The sequence below is a fragment of the Synechococcus sp. GEYO genome (assembly GCF_900473955.1).
Taxonomy (GTDB): domain Bacteria; phylum Cyanobacteriota; class Cyanobacteriia; order PCC-6307; family Cyanobiaceae; genus Synechococcus_C.
Genome location: NZ_UCNL01000004.1, coordinates 135910 through 155600 on the forward strand (window position 1 = coordinate 135910; position 19691 = coordinate 155600).

The window sequence follows — 19691 nt, forward strand, 5'->3', positions numbered from 1 at the left end:
ATGGCTAAACAGTAAAAACAGCTCCGAAGTGGTTGGTCTGGGAGAATTATCCAAATGTGCTGAACTATGTCATCGCAATATTGTTCATAGCATTCGCGGTCGTAGCGTTTGTCCCAAATGGTGTTGATTGGAGCTTCATGCCATTTCTAGTTCTTATGGCAGTCATCTTTATCAAAAGAGGGATGGATAAAAAGGCATGGGAGTTGGGAGACAAGTTAGTGATGCCTGTTTTTGTTTCACCGTTGTCGTTGGTTTTATTGATGGGTTGATGACGAATGCTGACGCTTCAATGCTTTGGTATAATGAAGGATTGGCAGCATTATGCGTCTCACTCAGTGTTAATGAGCTTTACTTAAAGCCTAGGCGGTCTGCCTTGAAAGGAGAATTGGATCGATAAAGGCATCAAGGCTCTGAGAGCGCTTTTGCTTATAATATTTTGCTTTCGGGTTTCGCATACGTGTGTCTAGTAGGCGACAATATAAGCCGAATTATTTTGTATGAACCAACAATGTAGGGTATTAAGTTGTCATGCCGTCTGGTGTAGTTGCTGTCAACATTCAATCTACAGAAGAGCGGCTAGAGCATGCTGCAAAAATCCTGGCTTGATGCATCAGCTCTCAGACTCATTAAAAGCCTGCTCAAGCACTGACCCATCCACATCCACGCAATTCCCTTTTATATCAATCTCAGTTGAAATCATTCCAAATGCAATGGCTGAGACCTTAGATTTTAATGGACCTGCTGGTTGAAACTCAAGATTAATCTCTCCATTGGCTTCCAAAGCCGCGTTTTTGTCGAGCATCTTCGCGCTTAGGACGCCGCCAGAGATGGTTGCTTTATTCCACTTGTAATCTCGTTTGCTTGAAGAAGCTTTGTATGACATAAATCGATTACCATTTCGATCGATTTTTAAGTAAATAGTCTCTGATTTTGTATCGCCATCATCGAGAGTTTTTCCTGTGCTGATCTCGGTGGAAGTAAGAGTCATTTCATTATCGCATTTTAAATAAATAAACTTCTCGGCGAGTACTGGAGACGCTGAAAGGAGTAGGGCGCCAAGAGCTAGGTGAGATTTCATGGATTAATACTTTATCTCTAAACGCTAGCAATGTCTCGAATTCGTACCAGTAAGGATCTGCCTTCTTTTGCAGATTAATGCCATTGTAGGTGCGCTGTTTTCATCCAAAGAATCCCTTGGATTGCAAAAACAGCCCGACGGCCAGCAGAGGACCGAATCCAGCGATCAGCAGCGTGATTTTCATCCGCAGGGGTGACACCTGCTTCTCCTTCTGCACCGGCATTGATCGAGATCGGAAGAGCCTTGATTCTGCAGGTCAGCCTTGGGCTTTGGTGCCACTGAGAATGAAGACTGGGTTCATCGGTGCCAACCGGGTGCCATCAGCAAGAGGTTGGCCTCGATAGGTCTGTTGCTGACTGATCTGGATCGACCAGCTGGCGTTGTCCAGAAGTGGTCTTAGCTCCGCAAGTGCTTCGACGTTGGCCATGGGAATCACCACCACCCCGCCCGGGTTCATGCGATCGATCACAGCCTGGAGCAGCTCAGCTCTTTGCCGACCGCCGCCGCCAAGCAGCACGCGATCAGGTGTCGGCATCCGATCCAGAACAGACAGGGCTTTGGCTTCGATCACATCTGCGGGCTTCACACCCAAGCGCCTGGCATTGGCTTGAATCAGCGTGCCGCCGCCGCTGCGTTGTTCCACCGCAAACAATTGCAGTTGCGGTCTCAGTCGCAAGGCTTCCAGGCCCACGCTGCCTGTGCCGGCTCCTAGATCCCAGAGAACTCCTTGTTGCGGCAGCCGGAGATCAGCTAGCAGCTGGATTCTCACTTCTCGCTTGGTCATCAGCCCAGGACGGTCCTCATGTTGCAGAAACAGGCCGTCGTCCAGTCCGAACAGGGGCAAAAGGTCTTGAATCGGATCGCTGGGAGGCTCCGCCAACAGCACAACCAGGTGCAACGGATTGAGATCACTGGGCACCGGCTCGGCTGAACTCAGGCATTGGACGCGCTCATCACCATGCCCCAGTGCTTCAAACAGCCAGAGCGCATAACTGGCCTCCAGCCCGCTGCTTCTGAGGATGCCTCGTACGTCGTCGACGCCGCCGCGGCTGGGATCCGTAAGGACTGCCAGAGCTGATGGGCGTTGCTGCAGTCGTTGGGTCAGTGGAGCTGAATCGCGCCCATGCAGGCTGATCCATTCCGCGTTCTGCCAGGGCCTGCCCAGCCGTGCAAAAGCCAGTTGCAGTGATGAGGGGCCTGGGTGAAAGCGCAGACGCTCTCGCCCAAGATGTTCGATCAGGATCCGGCCGATGCCGAACCAGAGCGGATCGCCACTGGCAAGCACCACACCCCGTTGGTTGGAGTTGAGAACGGTCAGGCTCTTGCAGAGGCTGAGCGGATCGTCGCTGTTGATGCACCTTGTTGAGCAGTGACCTCCTAGCCACTGCTGCAGTGCTGGTTGCATCCTTTGCGGTGCAGCGACTAGATCGGCTTGTCGCACCAAGGCCTGGAGGGCTTCAGGGAGCGAGGCAGGGGCACCGGCGTCGGTGCCGATCACATCAATCATGGTGTCATTCTCACTCCAGCACCAAGCTCTGGCCTATGTGAGCGTTACAGGCCCCAGTCTTTGATCTCATTTCGCTGAGATCTGTCTGGTCCGAGTGATCTCTAGATGTTGTTCTGTTATCTCGTGGTCTCCAGAACCACGAATCCGATCGTCAAAACAGCGTATAGCCGCTGATTTTTATGGTTTAGGGGAGCAAATACTCAATCACTTCTCCCAGATACATTTTGGGCTTATAGGCAGCAACAATTGATCAGGGTTGACACAAAGTTGCCTGCATCATCGTCCCAGATTTTGTGGCGCAATGGATCTGAGATTAATTCAATTCCTGTCTGAATGTCGCGATGAAGAGCACGAAGCGATTGATCGTTGGTTGTCGCACGCTTTTCAGCCCGTCTCAACGACAATGGCAGCAGTGATCAGTGTTGCAAGGGGTACGACACGGCTGGCGGAGTTTCTGGGGACGACGGAATCTGCTGCCCGTCATGCTTGATCTTTGATCATGTGATGAATGAAAGTTAATGACTTAATGGTTGTTTGCTGAGCCACGCCTCTGGAGGTTAATTGTGGCTCTATTCTTTGCATCAATCACTACTCGCAATCGATTCATCCAACTTGAGGGCAATGCCCTGAATTCTTAGGGTCATTATTTGCGATGGACCTCGAATGACCACGAGTCGGGTCGATCGGATTTCCAGCGTTCACTGGTGGTTGCCTCACAAGGATATTGGAGTGATGTTGAGACAAGCTCACTCCACGTTTAGTGATGATTTTCAGGGTGAAGAAATTCAAGATATGATGGAACAGTGGGTTGACAATGTCTGCCGATTGTCGGAAAGAGATATGCGTGATCTTCTCAGCCTGGTGAAAGAATTCTCTCTGGATTAAAAAGTATTTGTTGTGACTCAGGTTTGATGTTCAATCAGAAGGAGCAAAACGTTTGATGACTCTTCAAGTGAGGCCTTGTATGGCCGGGTCTGCAAGGCATTGCTAGTCAGTCCTTAGTTCATACAACAACGGCCTGTGAGTAAGTCATTGAGCCAGGGTGCCTCTCTTCTTTTCGCTTCAGCGATGGGATGCGCTGCCTTGACGGGTCTCAACGGCAGAGCCGACACTTTAAGGCTGGCATCGAGTAGCCAGAGCTGCCCGCAAGCGGCGATTGAGCAGACCGCCACGGCTGTGACACCAGTTACCAAGGCCAACTATGCCTTTGCGGAAACTGAAGTGATCCTTGCTGACTACGTGCGCAAGATTGCCAAAGGCACCTGTAGTGATGGCGTGGGTGTGTTCTTCCATCAGAAGACGGCCCAGGATCCCAAAGAGCGTTCCATACTGCGCCCCAATTTCGACACGCTGTATTCCTTTGCGGTGCTGGATCTCAACAGTCCGGCCACTGTGGTGTTGCCCGACACCGATCGCTATCAGATTCTCGAGGTCGTTGACGATGAGCACTGGATCCCGCTCGTGAGTGACAAGCCTGGGAGCTATACCCTCACCAAAGACTCCATGGGCAGTCGTTATTTGTTTGCTTTCGTGAGGACTCAGGTGAACATGCAGGATCCTGAGGATCTCAAGCAAGCAGCTGCTGTTCAGGATCAGATCAAGCTTGAGCAGAGCGAGAAGGGCTCTTTTGTTGTGGGGCACAAGTACGACATGAAACAAATTTTGGCGTTGCGTGCTGACTACAACGCGCGACGGCAGCCGGAGGGGATCACCTCGGAAATGGCTTTTGGCAAGAAAGGCCAAATCAGCTCTGAGATGCGCAACTTCGGAGTTGCCATTGGCTGGGGCGGCCTCCCCAAGGAAGGCGCTGTTTATCCATTCCCCAAAGTTGTTGACTCAACCGATCCACAGACATTGACCCTGACAGATGTTCCGATTGATCCGAAAGCTTTCTGGTCAGTTACTGTTTACGATAAGGATGGTTTTGCAATCGGTGAAAGTTACAATATTAATAGTGCATTTGCCAAGAAAAATGAGCAAGGCGACTATGTAATCCATCTCGGTGGCGATAAAAATCAGGATAATTATCTCGATATTTATCCCGGCTGGAATGCTGCAATTCGCATCTATTCGCCCACCAAGGCTTACTTTGATGGCTCGTGGACTTCTCCTCAGTTTCAACCGGCAAAGTGATTGGCATCGCAGGAGTTTGGGTTAGGTCTCTTTCTTAAGCTCCACGCTGTTTCGTCTGAGTTGGCTCCGGATTGTTCTCGGTGGAAATCAGTGGGTTGAACGCGTGTGGGTGATGTCCGCACGCGTTTTTTGTGGCTGTTTGCAAGCGGTTGAAAAGCGGCGGAGATCTGCCTGATCCCATTTGGGCGAATTTCATTTGGCTGCGCAGTCGCATTGCCTAATTTTTCTTTAAACAAAAAAAGATCGCTCCATACGGCAGTCAATGAAAGGATTTGCGAGCAGTCTGCGCAAAAGGTCTTCCGCTTTTTTTCTTGCCTCAGCTTTTGCCGCCAGTTTGTGTGCACCAGTTCTGGCCCAGAGCGCGGCCTACACCTCAGGCCCTGTCCCCAAGAGGTACACCACGCCAATTCCTGCTGAGCTGTTTACGCCTGATCAGGTGGACACCAGTGCAGGCACGTTTCGCTTTTTCGACGGCATGCCTGATGCCGCAACGGTTGATGCCAGTTTTGACTACCTCAAATTCATCCGTGCTTATGAGACGTTTCTCACGCTGATGCCGGCTGCCAGCATCGAGATGATGCGCGTCGGTCATGCGCAGCAGGGGGTCGACGACTACACGAAGGTCATGTTGATGGCCCCGCTGAATTCCAACCCGCTATTCCTGACCGGCAACACCGAAACGGTGTACGGCTCCGCCTTCTTCAATCTCAAGAACACCGGGCCGATGGTGATTGAAATCCCTGCTGGCCTCGGCCCTGGCACGATCAATGATGCCTATTTCCGATTTGTGGCCGATACAGGTGCTCCCGGTCCTGATCGGGGCAAAGGCGGCAAGTATCTGATCCTGGGTCCTGACGACCCAGAGCCCGCGAACACTGATGGATATTTCGTGTTTCGTTCACCCAGTTACTCCAACTGGTTGATCATGCGTGCTTTTCTCGATGATCAAGGCAAGCCTGATCAGGCGGTTGCCAACTATGAAAATGGCGTGCGTCTTTATCCCCTCTCGCGGAAAGACAATCCTCCGGCGATGACCTTTGTGCAGGGAGGCGATCTCGTCTTCAACACGGTCCACGCCAACAATTTCCACTTCTTTGAAGAGCTGAACACGGTGATTCAGCGTGAACCGGTCGATTTGTTTGACCCTGAACTGCTCGGGCTGGCTTCGGCGATCGGACTTGAAAAAGGCAAACCCTTCAACCCCAGTGCTGAGGATCGCAGGATTCTCGAGGAAGCCGTGCAGGTGGGAGTTGCCTATGTGCGCTCCGACATGGGTAAGCCTCGGAATCGCGACGTCTATTTCTATGAAGGTAAGCAGTGGTTCAGTCCTTTTGCTGGCGGAAGCCATGAATGGCTGATCGATGGCGGTAGGGGTGGCCGCAATCTTGATGCCAGAAGCAACTTTTTCTGGGGTTACACCGTTAATACGCCGGCCATGGTGCTGAAGATGGTCGCTGCCGGATCCCAGTACGGGGTGGTGGCGACTGATGCCGATGGCGTCTATCTCGATGGCAGCAAGAACTACAAGTTCACGGTGGATGCCAACGTGCCCGCCAAGGATTTCTGGTCGATGGTGGTCTACGACCCCCAGACGCGCTCCGAATTGCAAACGCCCCAGATGCTGCCTAGCAAAAACAGCAAGCGCAATAAAGACATGGTGGTGAACGCCAATGGCAGCATTGATCTCTACTTCGGCCCTACTGCGCCGCAGGGTAAGGAAGCCAACTGGATTCAGACCATTCCCGGTAAGGGATGGTTTGGACTTTTCCGTTTTTACGGACCGCTGGAGCCTTGGTTCGATAAGACCTGGCAGCTCAACGACATTCAGCCTCTCGGTTGAGACCCGAACCCATCAACACCTCGATTCATTCTCAACCATGACTCCTTTCACTCGTTTTCCTTCCGCTCTCCTTTCCGCGTTGTTGCTTGCCTGCAGCGGTTCAGCCTTGCAGGCCGCTGATGTCGTCCCCAAGGGCTACAACACCACCATTCCTAAGGATGTGCTGACACCCGACAGGGTGCAGACCCGGATCGGTAAGTTCAACTATTTCGATGGATTCCCTGATGACGACACGATGGCTAAAGCCCGCCGTCAGGTGGATCTTGGCCGTGGTGTGCAGACCTTCCTGAACTTCATGCCGGCGGCATCGCTCGAGATGCTCTACGTGGGGCACCGTGATGGCTACGGCATGCAGGTGAACCGCGATATCGGCTTGTTTGAAGAGCTGATGAGTTCCCGTTCGCTCTGGTTGACCGGCAATACCGACACTGTCTACGCCACGGCATTCCTGGATCTCTCCAACGGTCCAATTGTGGTTGAGGTGCCAGCTGGCACAGGCCCCGGCACGGTGAACGATGCCTTCTTCCGCTTTGTGGTGGACATGGGTGGCCCGGGACCAGACCGGGGTCAGGGCGGAAAATATCTGATTGTTGGTCCAGGGCAGACCACTCCGGCCAACACCGATGGCTATTTCGTGGCCAACACTCCCAGCAAGATCAACTGGTTGATCCTGCGCGGTTTTCTCGATGATGAGGGCAAAACAGATACCGCCAGAAAAGCCTTCAAGGGTGGGTTGAAGGTCTACCCCTACGCACTACGAGCCAATCCTCCAGCCAACAACTTCAAGAACCTCACGGACTGGGAGACCAACACGATCCATGCCAACAACTTCAAGTTCTATGAGGAGCTTGATGAGGTAATTCAACGGGAGCCTTCCGAGCTGTTCTCTCCTGAACTGCTGGGTATGGCATCGTCGATCGGGATTGAGAAAGGCAAGCCGTTCAACCCTTCACCGGAGCAGAAAGCGCTGCTCACCGAGGCCGTCGCCATCGGCAACGTCACGGCGCGTTCGATTCTGTTCGGCCCTAAAGATCACAAGAACTTCATCTACCCCGGCAAGGCTGGGTACTGGCAGACCGGCTTCCCGGGCGGCAGTCATGAATATCTGGTGAACAAGGGCAACGGTGGTCGTGACATGGATGGCCGCACGTTGTTTTTCTATCTGGCAACGGTGAACACACCAGCCATGGCTCTCGAGATTCCTGGGGTGGGGTCTCAGTACGCCTTCAGCTCGAGAGATGGCAGTGGTGCTTATCTCAATGGCTCCAACACCTACAAACTGAATATTCCAGCGAATCCTCCGGCTCAGAAGTTCTGGTCGTTTGTGGTCTATGACCCTCAGACGCGTTCAATGCTGCAGACCGGCGAAATGCCTTACCCCAGCAAGAACAACAAGCGCAACGCCGATATGGTGAAAAATGCTGATGGCAGCATTGATCTCTATTTCGGCCCGCAAGCACCAGCTGGGATGGAGGCCAACTGGGTGAAGACCGTGCCAGGCAAGGGATGGTTCGGCATTTTCCGTCTCTATGGCCCGGGGCAGGAGTGGTTTGACCGCACCTGGAAACTTGGCGATATCGAAAAGGTCTGATCTGCTTTCTTCGCCACACTCTGCACTGATTGCTTTCGGGTGAATTCATCTCGCCCGATGGGATTTAGTCAGACCACTGCTCTGATTTTGGTATGAAAACGATGAAAACCATTGATGTGGTGGTGATCGGTGGTGGCTTTGCCGGCGTCACCGCTGCCCGTGATCTGCGGAAGCGTGGATTGAACGTGCTAGTGCTCGAGGCGCGCGATCGTTTGGGTGGTCGCACCTGGAGCACCGATCGCAATGGATTTCACGTGGAGCTGGGTGGCACCTGGATTCACTGGACCCAACCCTTTGTGTGGGCCGAAAAGGAACGCTATGGCCTGGAGATTCAGGAAACGCCTGGCTGTGTCGCCGAGCGGGTGGCAATCAAGATGGACGGGCAGGTTCAGGAGTTGCGCGAGGATCAACTCGTTGAGTTTGTCTCAGGGTTTGAGCAGTTCTTCGCTGAAGCCCAACAAGTGTGGGAACGACCCTACGACTCCCATTACAACTGGCCTGCGATCGAGCAACGCGATTCTTTGAGTGTGGCCGATCGTCTAGCTGCTCTGGATCTGACGCCATTACAGCGAACCAGTATCGGTGGCTTCCTCGAGATTCTGTCGATGAATCAGCCCCAGAATGCCTCCTATTTGGAGATGATGCGTTGTTGGTCGCTCACGGGGTGGAACTATTCCCTGTTCAACGACTCAGCAGCCCGCTACAAACTCAAGCGTGGCACTGGCGCTCTGGTGCAAGCGATGGCCAGTGATGGTGGCTTCGACGTGATGCTCGACACCAGCGTGACATCCGTGCAGCAAACGGCCAACGGGGTGATGGTGACGACAGCAGCTGGTGAGCAGGTGAATGCCAAGCGCACTGTGGTCACCGTGCCGCTGAATGTGCTTCACAACGTGGCGTTTGATCCCCCACTGAAGCCAGTGAAAGTAGAGGCTTCAAAGCTCAAGCATGTGGGCGGTGGAGCCAAGGTGTTTTTTGAAGTCGAGGGCGATCCAGGCGCGGTGATGACTCTGGCCAGATCAAACGAGTCTGCACTCGTTGGCAGCTTCACCTATCAGCGCGGTGATCAGCGCTCTGTGTTGGCCGGTTTCAGTTTGGAGCCGGATGCACTGGAACGATCAGTTGCCGATTGGCAACCTGTTCTTGAGGAGTTTGTGCCGGGTACTCGGCTGCTGTCGACCTTCGGGCATGACTGGGGAAGTGATGCTCTCTCCCAGGGGAGTTGGTGCACGTATCGGCCCGGCACCTTTGTGCGCTTCGCTGATGAACTGCCGAAGCCAGACAACAATCTGTTCTTTGCCTCGGGTGACCATGGCGAGGGTTGGCGCGGCTTTATTGAAGGCGCCATTTCCAGTGGATCCAAGACAGCAGTGGCTGTGGCCGCAAGCCTCAACCACTGAACAATGCGTTTCCTCTCGTAGCGGAGTTCAATCAAACAGCCAGCGCAGGCCAAGGTTGACTCCGCTCTGATAGGAGCTGTAACCATTGTTCTCACTACCTCCTTCAAAATAAGCAATTCCAAAGTATTTGTAGGAGAGCGAAATCTGAGCAGAATTTCCAAGTGCATAAGCGATGCCAGCCTGGGCTGTTCCGCTTAGATCCTGACTACCACTCAGGCCAAAACCGCCTGCGTCGAGATAAGCAAAAGCCTGCCAATCTTCACTGATTGCGTAAGTGCCAAACATTCCCACCATTGGCTGAACCCAAGTATTTCCCCAGCTTGCGTTAGAGGATCTTTCAAGCTCTCTGGAGTTTGATCGACTGACTTTGACTCCTTCTACAGTGACATCTGTTTTGCCTTTGATGTTGAAGTCTGTCGATAAATTCGCATCAATAAATCTTGCACCCACCAGACCAAGGAAACTTGTACTGCCTTTTTCCATGCGTGGTTTTTGAATGGCGCCAGCCCGGTAACGCATCGCAAGATCAAAAATTGTTTGGTTGGCATCAACGTCAACATCTAAATCGCCTTGAATGCGAATCGTGCGTGTTCGTAGGGATGGAGCAATGCCTAGCCTGTTTTTTAGTGGGTTTTGCGTTTCTAAAAAGGATGATTGCGTGGTTGACGCTGATAGGGTTGCGTAATTCATTGCAGCTAAAATACCCAGTCTGCCGTATTCAAATTGAGCTTTTAAAGTCAATGCCTCATCGAGTGACTTGATCACGTCTGACAAAGGAAGATCTACCTTTGTTGTATTGCCTTCAATTGTTGATGTGCTGTTGGTTATGGGCGGCAGGAATGCGTAAAGGTCGAGATAAATGCGCCAGGAATCTTCCTTCTCTTGGTCGTCCTCGCTTTCAGAATCACTGTCGTTGGATTGGCTCAAGACCAAGGGTTCCATCACATCCTTTGAGTCGGAGTCGTTCCCTTTGCTGATCTCAGAATTCAGAGTTTTTGGCTTGGGTTGATTGGCTGAATCGCCTACACCCAAATGGCCTTGGTTAATAAATTCATTAAGCGCAGCAACGTCTGATTTGTCGACTTGAGTCTCAGTGGGCTCATGCTTGGGCTGTGCTCTGGACTCGACGCAAAGAGCGCTCAGCAGTGTGAGGAGTGCGAGGGGCAGGTAGCGAACCACAAGGACAATGGAGATTGGTCGAACCGTAGGAGCCAGGTTGACGTCTTGCAGCTTGATTTGATCCCAATCGTGCACATTTTTTGAGAGAAGGCCTTGCCTTATTGCGGAAAGGTATTAAAAATCGCGTGTTTTTAGTTAGAGTTGATGGGCCCGCTTTTTCGTAAAAGTCTTCGCTTCATAGGCTTGTTGAGTTTTGCGGCCCTTCTGGTCCCCTCGGCTGTTGAAGCGCGAGAGCCGTCGGAGTTTTTGGTTGATGAGATCGTTGAATTTGATTTCACGCCGCTCGTCTTAGGTGACTTTGCACAGGCACCAGCTGACTCGCAAGAGCCTGGTACTGACAATCAGCCGGTCACAGTGACTCCTGGCGAATCAGCCTCTGCAGAGGATGCTTCGTTAGCCAAAGCGGCGCAGAACCCGATTGCCAGCTTGATCAGCCTCCCCATTCAGTGGAACAGCACCCCCGGTTCCCAATGGGCTCCGAATGTGCTTGATCCGGATGCCAAGCACGACCAGACTCAGAACGTTGTCAACGTGCAACCCGTTGTTCCCTTCAAGGTGAGCGAAGGGTTGACGCTGGTGACTCGAACGATTGTGCCGTTTATTTCCCAGCCTTTTGCCAGTAGTACAAGTATCCAAGGCTTGGGTGATATCAATCCTTCGGTCTTTTTTGTGCCGACTCTGAAGGGGAATTTCACCGTCGGGGTGGGTCCAACCTTGATTATTCCCTCCGCAACTGATTCCAGGCTTTCCTCGGGGCGCTGGAGTGGTGGTCCTACAGGGGTCCTGGTTTATAGCAAAGGAAAAGTTGTTGCAGGTGGTTTAATTAATAATGTTTGGTCGTTCGCCGGTGGTGGCAAAAAAGATGTCAACAAGATGTTGATCCAGCCATTTCTGAATTACAACCTTCCTAAAGGTTGGTATCTCACAAGTTCGCCAATTATTACCGCCAACTGGATGAATGAAGACAATAAAGGCTGGATGGTTCCTGTCGGTGCAGGTGTTGGACGTGTTTTTAAGCTTGGCACCCAGCCCGTCAATACGTCACTCAGTGCTTATTACAATCTTGTCAAGCCTGAGATTGGTGGTGAAACGCTGGCCGGTGACTGGACATTCCGGCTTCAGGCTCAATTCCTGTTCCCAACAGGGGGCTGAATTAGTCTGAGGATTTGATCGGACTAGACCGAAGCATCTTGCTTGAGTCGATTTGACTGAACGAGGTGCTTTTTCTTTTAAAGGGGTTTCACGTCTGCTCACAAATTGTGATGTTTGCAGCTCTCTCTCTTCTTCGCCTCAATACCCTGAATTAATTGATTAATTGATTGATTCATTGACATGGCTGAGCGACGCGATCAGATGATCACGATCCCCGCAGGTAACTATGCAATTGGATCTGATTCTTTTTATCCGGAGGAGGCCCCAGTTCGTTCAATTGAGATCCGCTCATTCTTGATCGATGCCGCTCCGGTGACCAATGCCGAGTTTGCGCGTTTCGTCTCGGAGACCGGCTACGTCACCGTTTCGGAAAAGCCACCAGATCCTGTGCTGTATCCGAATCTTCCACCGGATCAGCAGAATCCAGAGTCGGCGGTGTTCATTCCGCCTCCGTCTTCGGTCGATCGCAATCAACCGATGTCGTGGTGGGCCTTGATTGAGGGAGCCGATTGGAGGCATCCCCAAGGGCCTGATTCAGGAATCGACGACTTGATGGATCACCCTGTAGTGCATCTCGCCTACGACGATGTGCTGGCCTATGCCCAGTGGGTGGGCAAACGTCTGCCAACCGCTGAAGAGTGGGAGGTGGCTGCCAGAGGTGGTCTAGTGAAGCAGAACTACTCCTGGGGTGAAGAGATGACGCCCGATGGTCAGTGGCTGGCCAATGTCTGGCAGGGGCCTTTCCCCTGGGCGAACGAACAAACGGATGGATGGTTCTGGACGTCTCCCGTGGGGTCATTCCCTCCCAACGGCTACGGACTGGTCGACATGTGCGGCAATGTGTGGGAGTGGACCTCCACATTGTTCCCCGTTGCCAAGGGTGAACAGGAGCGCAGGATCATCAAGGGCGGATCATTTCTCTGTGCCGAGAACTATTGCCACCGCTTCAGGCCGGCAGCCTTGATGGGACAGACCACCGACACGGCAACTTGCCATATGGGCTTCCGCTGTGCAGCCGATTCAGCTTGAGACATGGGCGAACTGATCTCGAATCATCAATCCGCCAAGAATCACGTGAATGAGGGCACCGGCCCAGACCGCCGCCCCGCCTGAGAGGTCCTTCGATCCCAGTGTGATGAGAAGCACTGCGGCGCTGCAGTTGTAAACCAGCAGTCCTCGTTTTGCTGGTAATGGACAGGGGGATTCCCAGCAGGCCATGCCTAGTCCGAGCAGCGCCAGGCCAGAAAGAGAATGGAGTGATCTTCTCCCAGGGCGGTCGCTTTGGTGGCTGGTCTCTGTATGTGGAGAACAATGTGCCTGCTTACACCTACAACTACATGGGTAAGCTTTACACCTTCACCAGCAATCAGCCTTTGCCAGTCGGTCAATCTCAGCTTCGTTTTGAGATCGACTACGACGGTGGTGGTGTTGGTAAAGGCGTCGATGTGCGGATGAAGATCAACGATCAAGTGGTTGCACTTGGTCGCATTGATCAGACCATCGCGTCTCGATTCTCGATTGATGAAGGCGCTGATGTTGGTCTTGACCGTGGCTCGGCGGTCACGGTCAAGACCATTGGGCCCCGTCGTTACAGCGCCTATGGCGCACAGATTGACAAGGTGACTCTTGAGATTTATCCCAAGGAGACTGATGCCAAGAAAAGCTGATTGAATCGATTATCAGCTGTTGGATGGTGATGTTGCTCTCCTGAGCAGCATCACTTTTTTATGGCCGATGATTGGCTTAATGCGGATGATTGCGTTGATAGATTTTGAGACGGTGGCTGATCCAGCCAGGGCCTACCAGGCCGAGAATGATGATGGTTAGTGATGTGGTGAGCCTGCTGGAGAGTGTTCGTGCTTCTTCAAGGCCATTGAATACAAAAGCAATCGCTACTAGAACTCCAAAGACTCCGGTGAATGTTCCGCTGAGCGACCTGAGCAGGTCTCCGATTGATCGGCCTTCCACAGCGTTGGGGGTGATGCCCACACGACGACCAGCAAACACGCCCGTGATTCCCAGTAAGACGACAAGGAATAGTCGTTCCCAAGGTGAGTGTGCAGCTGCTGCAGTACTTCCTTGCTGCATCTCGTTCACCATCGAGGCTGCTGTTCCAAGAAAACTTCCTGAGCAGAGCCCGATACTTCCCCACCATTGCGCTGCTGTTTTCAAGCGATTGCGTAGTCGGCTCAGCAAAATCAAAACGATGCAGCTGACCGTGACGTCTGCGAGCAGCGGTATGTTCAGATTGATGGCGTAGCCGACTACAGCTCCCAGCAGCAAGGAAGCCACGTCGGCTCCCTTGCGAGGATTCTGCTTCAGCAACTGCTCCTGATCAGATGAGGTTTTCATAGATTTCGGTCTAAGCGTCTCCTGTGATCTGTTCCTGGGATGCATTGGCCTGGCGCCATTTCATGAATGGTGCTGTACCCACTGCTGTCATGACGACGTACCCCACCACTGCGGCTTTGAGGTCAATGGCGTTCGGAGCCATGCCTTGAATGATGAGCAGGGCAAGGCCTGGATTACGCATGGAGAGCACTAAAGGAAGTGTGCTGCGTTCGTCGTGGTCGTCACCTGCGACGACATACCCGAGAGAAATGCCGATCCAGGAGAGGACGAACATCAGCAAGGCACCCCTGAGGTTGCTGATTAACATCGGCGTCACCTTCGGCAACGCCACGATCAGGATCAGGGCCAGCAGCACCAGCAGGAGGATGCTCGCGCCTTTCTGAATCACCGGATTCCAGCGCTCAGACCATTCCGCACACCAGCGCCGCAATGACACGCCCACAAGCAGCGGAATCAGTTGCACGGTGAAGACCTGGAAGGCGACGTCCCTGGCGGAGACGCTCCAGATGGTCTCCCCCGCTTCCAATGGCAGCTGAGTGACCCATAGCGGCACACTGATAATGGCGGCACAGGCAGACCAGAACTGCAACCTTGTTGCCAGTTCAGGGTTTTCCGCCAGCTTCTTGCTCTTCAGCGCGATCATCGGCGCACTAGGACAGATCGCCATCAGCATCACCGCTGTTGTGATTGCAGGAGACAGCCCTTGTCCGAGTGGGGTCCGCAGCAGCAGCAAAGCCGCCAGTGGCAAGACCACGCAGGTTGCTAACAACACGCGCACGATCAGTGCTGGTCTGTGTTTCAGCAAGTCGAACTGCAGGCTGGGCAGATTCAGGCCCAGAGACACCATGATGAAAAACAGGGCCAGAGAAATCAGGATTGACATCAGAACAGAGGAAGATTCGGAAGTGGACTGGAAAGGGCTTGGAGCTCAGATAAAGCCAGACAGCAGCAGCAGAAAGGCAATTACACCAATCACCAGCACAGCTGTTGCGGTAGCAATCGAGAGCGATGGCTCATCGCGGTAGAGGTACGGGTCATTGCGCAAGCGCACCAGTTCACGTTTGTGCTGCCTCATGGCAATCAGCAACGTGAAAATGCCAACTCCGATGAATCCCATCGACATCAGCTGCACGCCAATGTCGTTGCCGCTGTTGGCTTCGCCGCCAGCATCGCGAATGGCACTGATGATTTTGTCGAGTCCGAATCCAAAACTGATCAGAGCCAGGGCTGTTCGGATCCAGGCCAGGGTTGTGCGCTCCGCCGCCGCTCGATTTCGGGTTTTGGCCAGCTCCGTATTGGTATTGCTCATCCGTGTGGGAAGGGCTGACCGCTGTCGTCAGGGTAGAAATCGCCGTAGATCACGTCACCCTGAACTGCTCCCGATCGTGCTGGATTGCAGCGTTTTGCTGTTGAGCAACTGGTGATCGTTGTCTTTGCCATTCACAATCACCCCAAACTGCGAGCAATCCTTGATGGAATGGGCTGAACACCTGCTGACGCATTCAGCCGAAGCATTGCGCCTGATTCTTGAGTACCTGTCGGTGCTTTCTGTTGCGGTTGGTTTGATCGCGGTGTTCAGTCGCGGCGGGCCGCTGCGTCTGCGGGCGATTCCACCGCATCTCTTGCAGCGGGGACCGCTGACCGCTGCACGCCTGACCTTCGGTGGATGGGTAGCTCTGGCTCTGGAGTTTCAGCTTGGTGCTGATGTGGTCCAAACCACCATCAGCCGCGAAGCATCGGCGTTGATTCAGCTTGGTGCTGTGGCACTGGTGCGTACATTTTTGAATTACTTTTTGAGCCTGGAGCTCAAAGAAAAAGAGCAGACTCCCTAAGAGGTCTGCTCCAGAAATAATCGTTCGCACCAATGATGTTGGCCAACTGACTTATTAGAGGTACTCCACGTTCATGGTGTGGATGGTGCCGTTGAACTTGAATGGCGCACGCTCGCGGTACTCCATTGAAACCGGAGATCCCAGTGCCTGGCCAACATCAAGGCAATCATTGGCCGTGAAGATCAAAGCTGCTGGTCTTGGCACAATGCCCTCGATCAGCGTATTGCCATTGAGTGTGCACTTGATTGACAATGGTCCCCTTGGGTTGTCGTCAGTGTGTTGGGTCAGGATTTCCAGTTGGTGTCGCCCTGCCGCAAGTGGCTCAGAGGAACGCAGCTTGACGCGTTCAATGATGAATAGGTTGTATTCATAGGTGAGAATCCCCTGATCCATGAACACCGTGAGGCCGCCCGAATTAGCACCAAGCTTGTAAAGCACGCCACTGGCATTCTCTGGGATTTCCATGTCAATCAAGACCTTGTTGTCGAGCGCGCCGAGACGTGGTGCACAGGGCTCTGGAATTCTGGTAATAGTGCCTGGTAATTCCCACGATGTTGCTTCCGGTGCCACCTTCATCTCGGGGTGGAAGATGATGGTCCAGAGGCCACCGCCAATCGGAAGATTTTTGTATTTGGCCGATTCCACCAGGAACAGATTTTTGAGCATTTGCAATTTTTCGGGATGCTGATCTGCGATGTTCCTGCTCTGACTCCAATCCTCCTCGAGGTTGTAGAGCTCCCAGTCGTCGGTGTCGGGTGACCAGGTGAGGATGTCGGGGTCGACTCCCTGCACCCAGGGCAGGCGAGGCCCTACGGCACCAGCGATCCAGCCATCGTGGTAAACGGAACGTGACCCAAAGATGTCGAAGAACTGGGTCTTCAGCTGGCCAGGAGCATCAGGGGCATTGAAGGCATAGGCAAAACTGGTGCCGTGCACGGGATCCTGCGTGACACCGTTGACCACCTTGGGTGGAGTGATTCCCACCAGTTCGTAGATCGTCGGTACCAGATCGTTGCAGTGGTGGAACTGGGCGCGAGGCTTGGGATCAGGCTTGATGCCCTTAGGCCACTTGATGGCCATCGGGTTGCGGGTGCCTCCGAAGTAAGCCCCCATCAATTTCAGACCTTGATACGGTGTGCTGCCGGCCCAGGCCCAGCCGGCGTGATACATGTTGTCGACCAGCGGGGAGCCAATGGCATCCAGTCCCCCGAGGTCGTCGAGCACCTTGATGTGCTCGTCGATCTCCGTGGCAATGGCATTCTGAGCAAGCAGCTCAGAGATGGTGCCATCCTGGCCTTCTCCTGAGGAGCCATTGTCGCCCCAGATGTAGACAACCAGGGTATTTTCCTCATAGCCAAGCCGTTCAACTTCGGAGAGGATTCGACCAACTTGATGATCAGTGTGCTCAGCAAAGCCAGCCAGCACTTCCATCAGACGCGACTGGAAGGGTTTCTGGTGATCAGGAATTGAGTCCCAGGCTGCCATCCGCGGGTGGCGTGGCGTGAGCTGGGCGTTCTCCGGAATCCAGCCTTTAGCCTTGGCGTTCTTGAAGGCGCGTTCGCGGTAGGCATCCCAACCCTCATCGAACTTGCCCTTGTATTTATCGGCCCACTCCTTGTTCACATGGTGAGGACCATGCAGGGCTCCGGAGGCCCAATACATGTAGAAGGGCTTATCGGGGCGGAGGGCCTTGTGGGTCTGTAGCCAGTTGATGGCGTCGTCAGCCAGGTCTTCACTGATGTGGTAGCCCTCCTCTGGGCTACTCGGTGGCATCACCACCGTGGTGTTGCGCACCAGATGCGGCTCATATTGGGAGGCTTCACCTGCCAGGAAGCCATAAAAGTATTCGAATCCCAGGCCGGTTGGCCAGTTGTCGAAAGGGCCAGCAGCAGTGATTTCCGTGGCTGGTGTGTTGTGCCACTTGCCCCACGCCGCTGTTGCGTAGCCGTAGTTGCGCAGAACATCGGCTTGCAGTGCACAGCTTTTTGGAATCTTGCCTGAATAGCCGTCCCAGTCGTTGGCTAATTCACAAATCTGGCCATTGCCCACAAAGGTGTGATTGCGACCAGTCAACAGAGATGCCCGCGTCGGTGAACACATCGCTGTGGTGTGGAAGCGATTGAAACCCACGCCCGCGTCTTTCACAGCCTGAAGATTCGGCGTGTGCACATCACCACCAAGACAATCCGGCAGCGCAGGGCCGGCATCGTCAATCAGTACAACAAGGATGTTGGGTGCATCGTCCGGAAGGTACTTGGGAGCAGGAAGTGGACTGTATGTTGATTCCTGCATCGTCGTTCCAGCCTTACTTCCCGACGGCCTGGAGGGAAACGGCAGGATCGAACCATCAATGTGTTGGCTAAAGCTCATGGATGAAAGGAGTGCAGTGTCAGTGTCATCCTTCCGTTGGTAGCCAACTTGCTTTCGCCAGCCATTGGTTTGCTGGTCAGGTGCGCACAAATGGGACCTGAAACAATTGTTACTGGTTTGCTGATTTCAACCAGGTTTCACTTGGACTTTCAGCAAAAACTTGCTGATATGACTTGGCAAAATGTCCACGGCTTTGAAATTTGTAGTGCTGGGCGATTTCAGTGATCGTCCTTAAGTTTTTTTCTGCACGTGCATTTGGCGAGCGCAAAATCCAATTCACTTGCTCGAGCCGAACTCGTTTCATGATCTCCATTGGCCCCATGCCAAATGATTCCTTTGTCCCTTGGATTAAGGTGCGTCTCGAAGCGAAGAGGAATTCACTGATTTGGTCAAGATTGCAGTCTTGCTGTGCATTTTTGAAACCCCAAGTTACGAATTCACTGACGAGTCTTTGTCTGGGTGAGGGATTGTAGGCTAAATACTTGTGATCTACTTTGTTGGAAATTGTATTCAGGAATGAACGGTAAAGATGATTGGTTGCCTGACTGCGTTGCTGTGACGTGGTGGGCTGATGTTTAAGGAGATATTCAAAGGTTTGGCGAAATTGCGCATGCACTGAAGGAGAGACTTGAATTGCATTGTTCGTTTCCAGATGATCAATGAGATCTTCTGAGTCGCAATGTCTTAGAAATGCATTGAAGTGAGTGGTTGATAAGACCGCCAGATAAGTTGTGGTGTGGGCTGAGAGCTGGAAATGTGCTTCAATCTGCCCTTGCCGAAACCCATTGAGGGAATATGGCGCGATCGGAATATTGAACAAACGATGCTCGTCGGCCAATCCTGTGGCCTCGAAGCTAAAGCTCATGCAGTCGTGACCCCGCTCTCCGTTCAGCAGTAAGCGCTGGTTGGTTTTCAGCTCAATGACAACAATGCTGCCGAGGTTGGCGACCCTGAATCTCCCCTGCAGCCTCCCCTGGCTGAGTTGAACGGCGTCAAAGGACTTGCCGATCAGTTTGAACAGCTGTTTAAGCTCGCTGGCGGAGTGAAAGGGGGAATCCATCCTCTGTTGGGCTTGGGCGTCCGCTGACAGTTGGAGGGTCTGTCCAGTAGTGGCAGCGGTTTTGGTCAAGGAAGGTCTCAAAACATATGCACAATATGTGTTTTTCGCCCATTAGCATAAATTCTTAAAAAGCACGCGTATCAATTGTGAAAATCCAGCGCTGCGTCGATCGTCAAGTGGCAGGTGGGTGTATCCCA

Annotated in this window: 20 protein-coding genes; 10 read left to right on the forward strand and 10 right to left on the reverse strand. The window is 53.0% G+C overall.

Going from position 1 to position 19691, the window contains the following annotated elements; genetic code table 11:
* Positions 1–32 precede the first annotated feature (32 nt).
* A complete protein-coding gene (locus DXY37_RS13175) occupies positions 33–269 on the forward strand; it encodes a hypothetical protein (RefSeq protein ID WP_115125293.1) in 237 nt (78 codons plus the stop codon).
* Positions 270–610: 341 nt separating this feature from the next.
* Here DXY37_RS13175 and DXY37_RS03045 read toward each other — a convergent pair whose 3' ends face one another.
* The 3 genes from DXY37_RS03045 to cbiE form a co-directional block, all read right to left on the reverse strand.
* A complete protein-coding gene (locus DXY37_RS03045; protein WP_115125294.1) occupies positions 611–1078 on the reverse strand; it encodes a hypothetical protein in 468 nt (155 codons plus the stop codon).
* Positions 1079–1178: 100 nt separating this feature from the next.
* Positions 1179–1301, reverse strand: coding sequence for a hypothetical protein (locus tag DXY37_RS13660; protein ID WP_255355636.1), 123 nt, complete (start codon positions 1299–1301; stop codon positions 1179–1181).
* 33 nt (positions 1302–1334) lie between these two features.
* Positions 1335–2585, reverse strand: coding sequence for a precorrin-6y C5,15-methyltransferase (decarboxylating) subunit CbiE (cbiE, locus tag DXY37_RS03050; protein ID WP_115125295.1), 1251 nt, complete (start codon positions 2583–2585; stop codon positions 1335–1337).
* Between the two features lie 663 nt (positions 2586–3248).
* Between cbiE and DXY37_RS03055 the strand changes: the two genes are divergently transcribed.
* The 5 genes from DXY37_RS03055 to DXY37_RS03075 all read left to right on the forward strand — a co-directional run bounded on the left by DXY37_RS03055 (position 3249) and on the right by DXY37_RS03075 (position 9549).
* The gene (locus DXY37_RS03055; RefSeq protein WP_067094369.1) at positions 3249–3470 is read left to right on the forward strand and encodes a hypothetical protein; all 222 of its coding nucleotides are present in this window, start codon (positions 3249–3251) and stop codon (positions 3468–3470) included.
* Positions 3471–3653: 183 nt separating this feature from the next.
* Entirely contained in the window at positions 3654–4718 is a 1065-nt protein-coding gene (locus tag DXY37_RS03060; protein ID WP_115125386.1) for a DUF1254 domain-containing protein, read from the forward strand.
* Between the two features lie 262 nt (positions 4719–4980).
* Positions 4981–6558, forward strand: a complete 1578-nt coding sequence (locus tag DXY37_RS03065) for a DUF1254 domain-containing protein (RefSeq protein ID WP_115125296.1) — start codon at positions 4981–4983, stop codon at positions 6556–6558.
* A 37-nt stretch (positions 6559–6595) separates the two neighbouring features.
* Positions 6596–8149, forward strand: a complete 1554-nt coding sequence (locus tag DXY37_RS03070; protein ID WP_115125297.1) for a DUF1254 domain-containing protein — start codon at positions 6596–6598, stop codon at positions 8147–8149.
* Positions 8150–8250: 101 nt separating this feature from the next.
* Positions 8251–9549, forward strand: a complete 1299-nt coding sequence (locus DXY37_RS03075; protein ID WP_115125387.1) for an NAD(P)/FAD-dependent oxidoreductase — start codon at positions 8251–8253, stop codon at positions 9547–9549.
* Between the two features lie 27 nt (positions 9550–9576).
* On the opposite strand, the gene DXY37_RS03080 is transcribed toward DXY37_RS03075, so the two are convergent.
* Complete coding sequence (locus DXY37_RS03080) at positions 9577–10728, reverse strand: hypothetical protein (protein WP_244276804.1); 1152 nt, start codon at positions 10726–10728, stop codon at positions 9577–9579.
* Positions 10729–10872: 144 nt separating this feature from the next.
* On the opposite strand from DXY37_RS03080, the gene DXY37_RS03085 reads away from it, so the two are divergent.
* Both DXY37_RS03085 and DXY37_RS03090 read left to right on the forward strand, forming a co-directional pair.
* Positions 10873–11880: a neuromedin U gene (locus DXY37_RS03085; protein ID WP_115125298.1), complete on the forward strand. Its 1008-nt coding sequence runs from the start codon at positions 10873–10875 to the stop codon at positions 11878–11880.
* Between the two features lie 180 nt (positions 11881–12060).
* Complete coding sequence (locus tag DXY37_RS03090) at positions 12061–12909, forward strand: formylglycine-generating enzyme family protein (protein ID WP_115125299.1); 849 nt, start codon at positions 12061–12063, stop codon at positions 12907–12909.
* Here the strand turns inward: DXY37_RS03090 and DXY37_RS13180 are convergent.
* On the reverse strand, positions 12901–13098 hold the full coding sequence (locus tag DXY37_RS13180) for a hypothetical protein (protein WP_115125300.1): 198 nt from the start codon (positions 13096–13098) through the stop codon (positions 12901–12903). The genes DXY37_RS03090 and DXY37_RS13180 overlap by 9 nt on opposite strands.
* A 38-nt stretch (positions 13099–13136) precedes the next feature.
* Between DXY37_RS13180 and DXY37_RS03100 the strand changes: the two genes are divergently transcribed.
* Entirely contained in the window at positions 13137–13547 is a 411-nt protein-coding gene (locus tag DXY37_RS03100) for a hypothetical protein (protein ID WP_244276806.1), read from the forward strand.
* Positions 13548–13623: 76 nt separating this feature from the next.
* Here the strand turns inward: DXY37_RS03100 and DXY37_RS03105 are convergent, their stop codons facing one another.
* Genes DXY37_RS03105 through DXY37_RS03115 form a run of 3 tightly spaced genes read right to left on the reverse strand, consistent with a single transcriptional unit; the run spans position 13624 to position 15541 of the window.
* Positions 13624–14232, reverse strand: coding sequence for a hypothetical protein (locus DXY37_RS03105; RefSeq protein ID WP_115125301.1), 609 nt, complete (start codon positions 14230–14232; stop codon positions 13624–13626).
* 10 nt (positions 14233–14242) lie between these two features.
* Positions 14243–15115 (reverse strand): bile acid:sodium symporter family protein, encoded by an 873-nt coding sequence (locus DXY37_RS03110; RefSeq protein WP_115125302.1) that lies wholly within the window; start codon positions 15113–15115, stop codon positions 14243–14245.
* Positions 15116–15160: 45 nt separating this feature from the next.
* Positions 15161–15541 (reverse strand): YidH family protein, encoded by a 381-nt coding sequence (locus DXY37_RS03115; protein ID WP_115125303.1) that lies wholly within the window; start codon positions 15539–15541, stop codon positions 15161–15163.
* A 163-nt stretch (positions 15542–15704) separates the two neighbouring features.
* Between DXY37_RS03115 and DXY37_RS03120 the strand changes: the two genes are divergently transcribed.
* A complete protein-coding gene (locus DXY37_RS03120; RefSeq protein WP_115125304.1) occupies positions 15705–16064 on the forward strand; it encodes a DUF1622 domain-containing protein in 360 nt (119 codons plus the stop codon).
* Between the two features lie 54 nt (positions 16065–16118).
* On the opposite strand, the gene DXY37_RS03125 is transcribed toward DXY37_RS03120, so the two are convergent.
* Positions 16119–18434, reverse strand: a complete 2316-nt coding sequence (locus DXY37_RS03125) for an arylsulfatase (protein WP_115125389.1) — start codon at positions 18432–18434, stop codon at positions 16119–16121.
* Between the two features lie 109 nt (positions 18435–18543).
* Positions 18544–19494, reverse strand: a complete 951-nt coding sequence (locus DXY37_RS03130; RefSeq protein WP_115125305.1) for a helix-turn-helix transcriptional regulator — start codon at positions 19492–19494, stop codon at positions 18544–18546.
* Positions 19495–19691 lie beyond the last annotated feature (197 nt).

Excerpts from the sequence above, each read along its gene's own strand:
- DXY37_RS03045 (WP_115125294.1), bottom strand. The coding sequence starts at position 1,078 with ATGAAATCTCACCTAGCTCTTGGCGCCCTACTCCTTTCAGCGTCTCCA.
- DXY37_RS13660 (WP_255355636.1), bottom strand. The coding sequence starts at position 1,301 with ATGCCGGTGCAGAAGGAGAAGCAGGTGTCACCCCTGCGGATGAAAATC.
- cbiE (WP_115125295.1), bottom strand. The coding sequence starts at position 2,585 with ATGATTGATGTGATCGGCACCGACGCCGGTGCCCCTGCCTCGCTCCCT.
- DXY37_RS03055 (WP_067094369.1), top strand. The coding sequence starts at position 3,249 with ATGACCACGAGTCGGGTCGATCGGATTTCCAGCGTTCACTGGTGGTTG.
- DXY37_RS03060 (WP_115125386.1), top strand. The coding sequence starts at position 3,654 with ATGGGATGCGCTGCCTTGACGGGTCTCAACGGCAGAGCCGACACTTTA.
- DXY37_RS03065 (WP_115125296.1), top strand. The coding sequence starts at position 4,981 with ATGAAAGGATTTGCGAGCAGTCTGCGCAAAAGGTCTTCCGCTTTTTTT.
- DXY37_RS03070 (WP_115125297.1), top strand. The coding sequence starts at position 6,596 with ATGACTCCTTTCACTCGTTTTCCTTCCGCTCTCCTTTCCGCGTTGTTG.
- DXY37_RS03075 (WP_115125387.1), top strand. The coding sequence starts at position 8,251 with ATGAAAACCATTGATGTGGTGGTGATCGGTGGTGGCTTTGCCGGCGTC.
- DXY37_RS03085 (WP_115125298.1), top strand. The coding sequence starts at position 10,873 with ATGGGCCCGCTTTTTCGTAAAAGTCTTCGCTTCATAGGCTTGTTGAGT.
- DXY37_RS03090 (WP_115125299.1), top strand. The coding sequence starts at position 12,061 with ATGGCTGAGCGACGCGATCAGATGATCACGATCCCCGCAGGTAACTAT.
- DXY37_RS13180 (WP_115125300.1), bottom strand. The coding sequence starts at position 13,098 with ATGGCCTGCTGGGAATCCCCCTGTCCATTACCAGCAAAACGAGGACTG.
- DXY37_RS03105 (WP_115125301.1), bottom strand. The coding sequence starts at position 14,232 with ATGAAAACCTCATCTGATCAGGAGCAGTTGCTGAAGCAGAATCCTCGC.
- DXY37_RS03110 (WP_115125302.1), bottom strand. The coding sequence starts at position 15,115 with ATGTCAATCCTGATTTCTCTGGCCCTGTTTTTCATCATGGTGTCTCTG.
- DXY37_RS03115 (WP_115125303.1), bottom strand. The coding sequence starts at position 15,541 with ATGAGCAATACCAATACGGAGCTGGCCAAAACCCGAAATCGAGCGGCG.
- DXY37_RS03120 (WP_115125304.1), top strand. The coding sequence starts at position 15,705 with ATGGAATGGGCTGAACACCTGCTGACGCATTCAGCCGAAGCATTGCGC.
- DXY37_RS03125 (WP_115125389.1), bottom strand. The coding sequence starts at position 18,434 with ATGAGCTTTAGCCAACACATTGATGGTTCGATCCTGCCGTTTCCCTCC.
- DXY37_RS03130 (WP_115125305.1), bottom strand. The coding sequence starts at position 19,494 with ATGGATTCCCCCTTTCACTCCGCCAGCGAGCTTAAACAGCTGTTCAAA.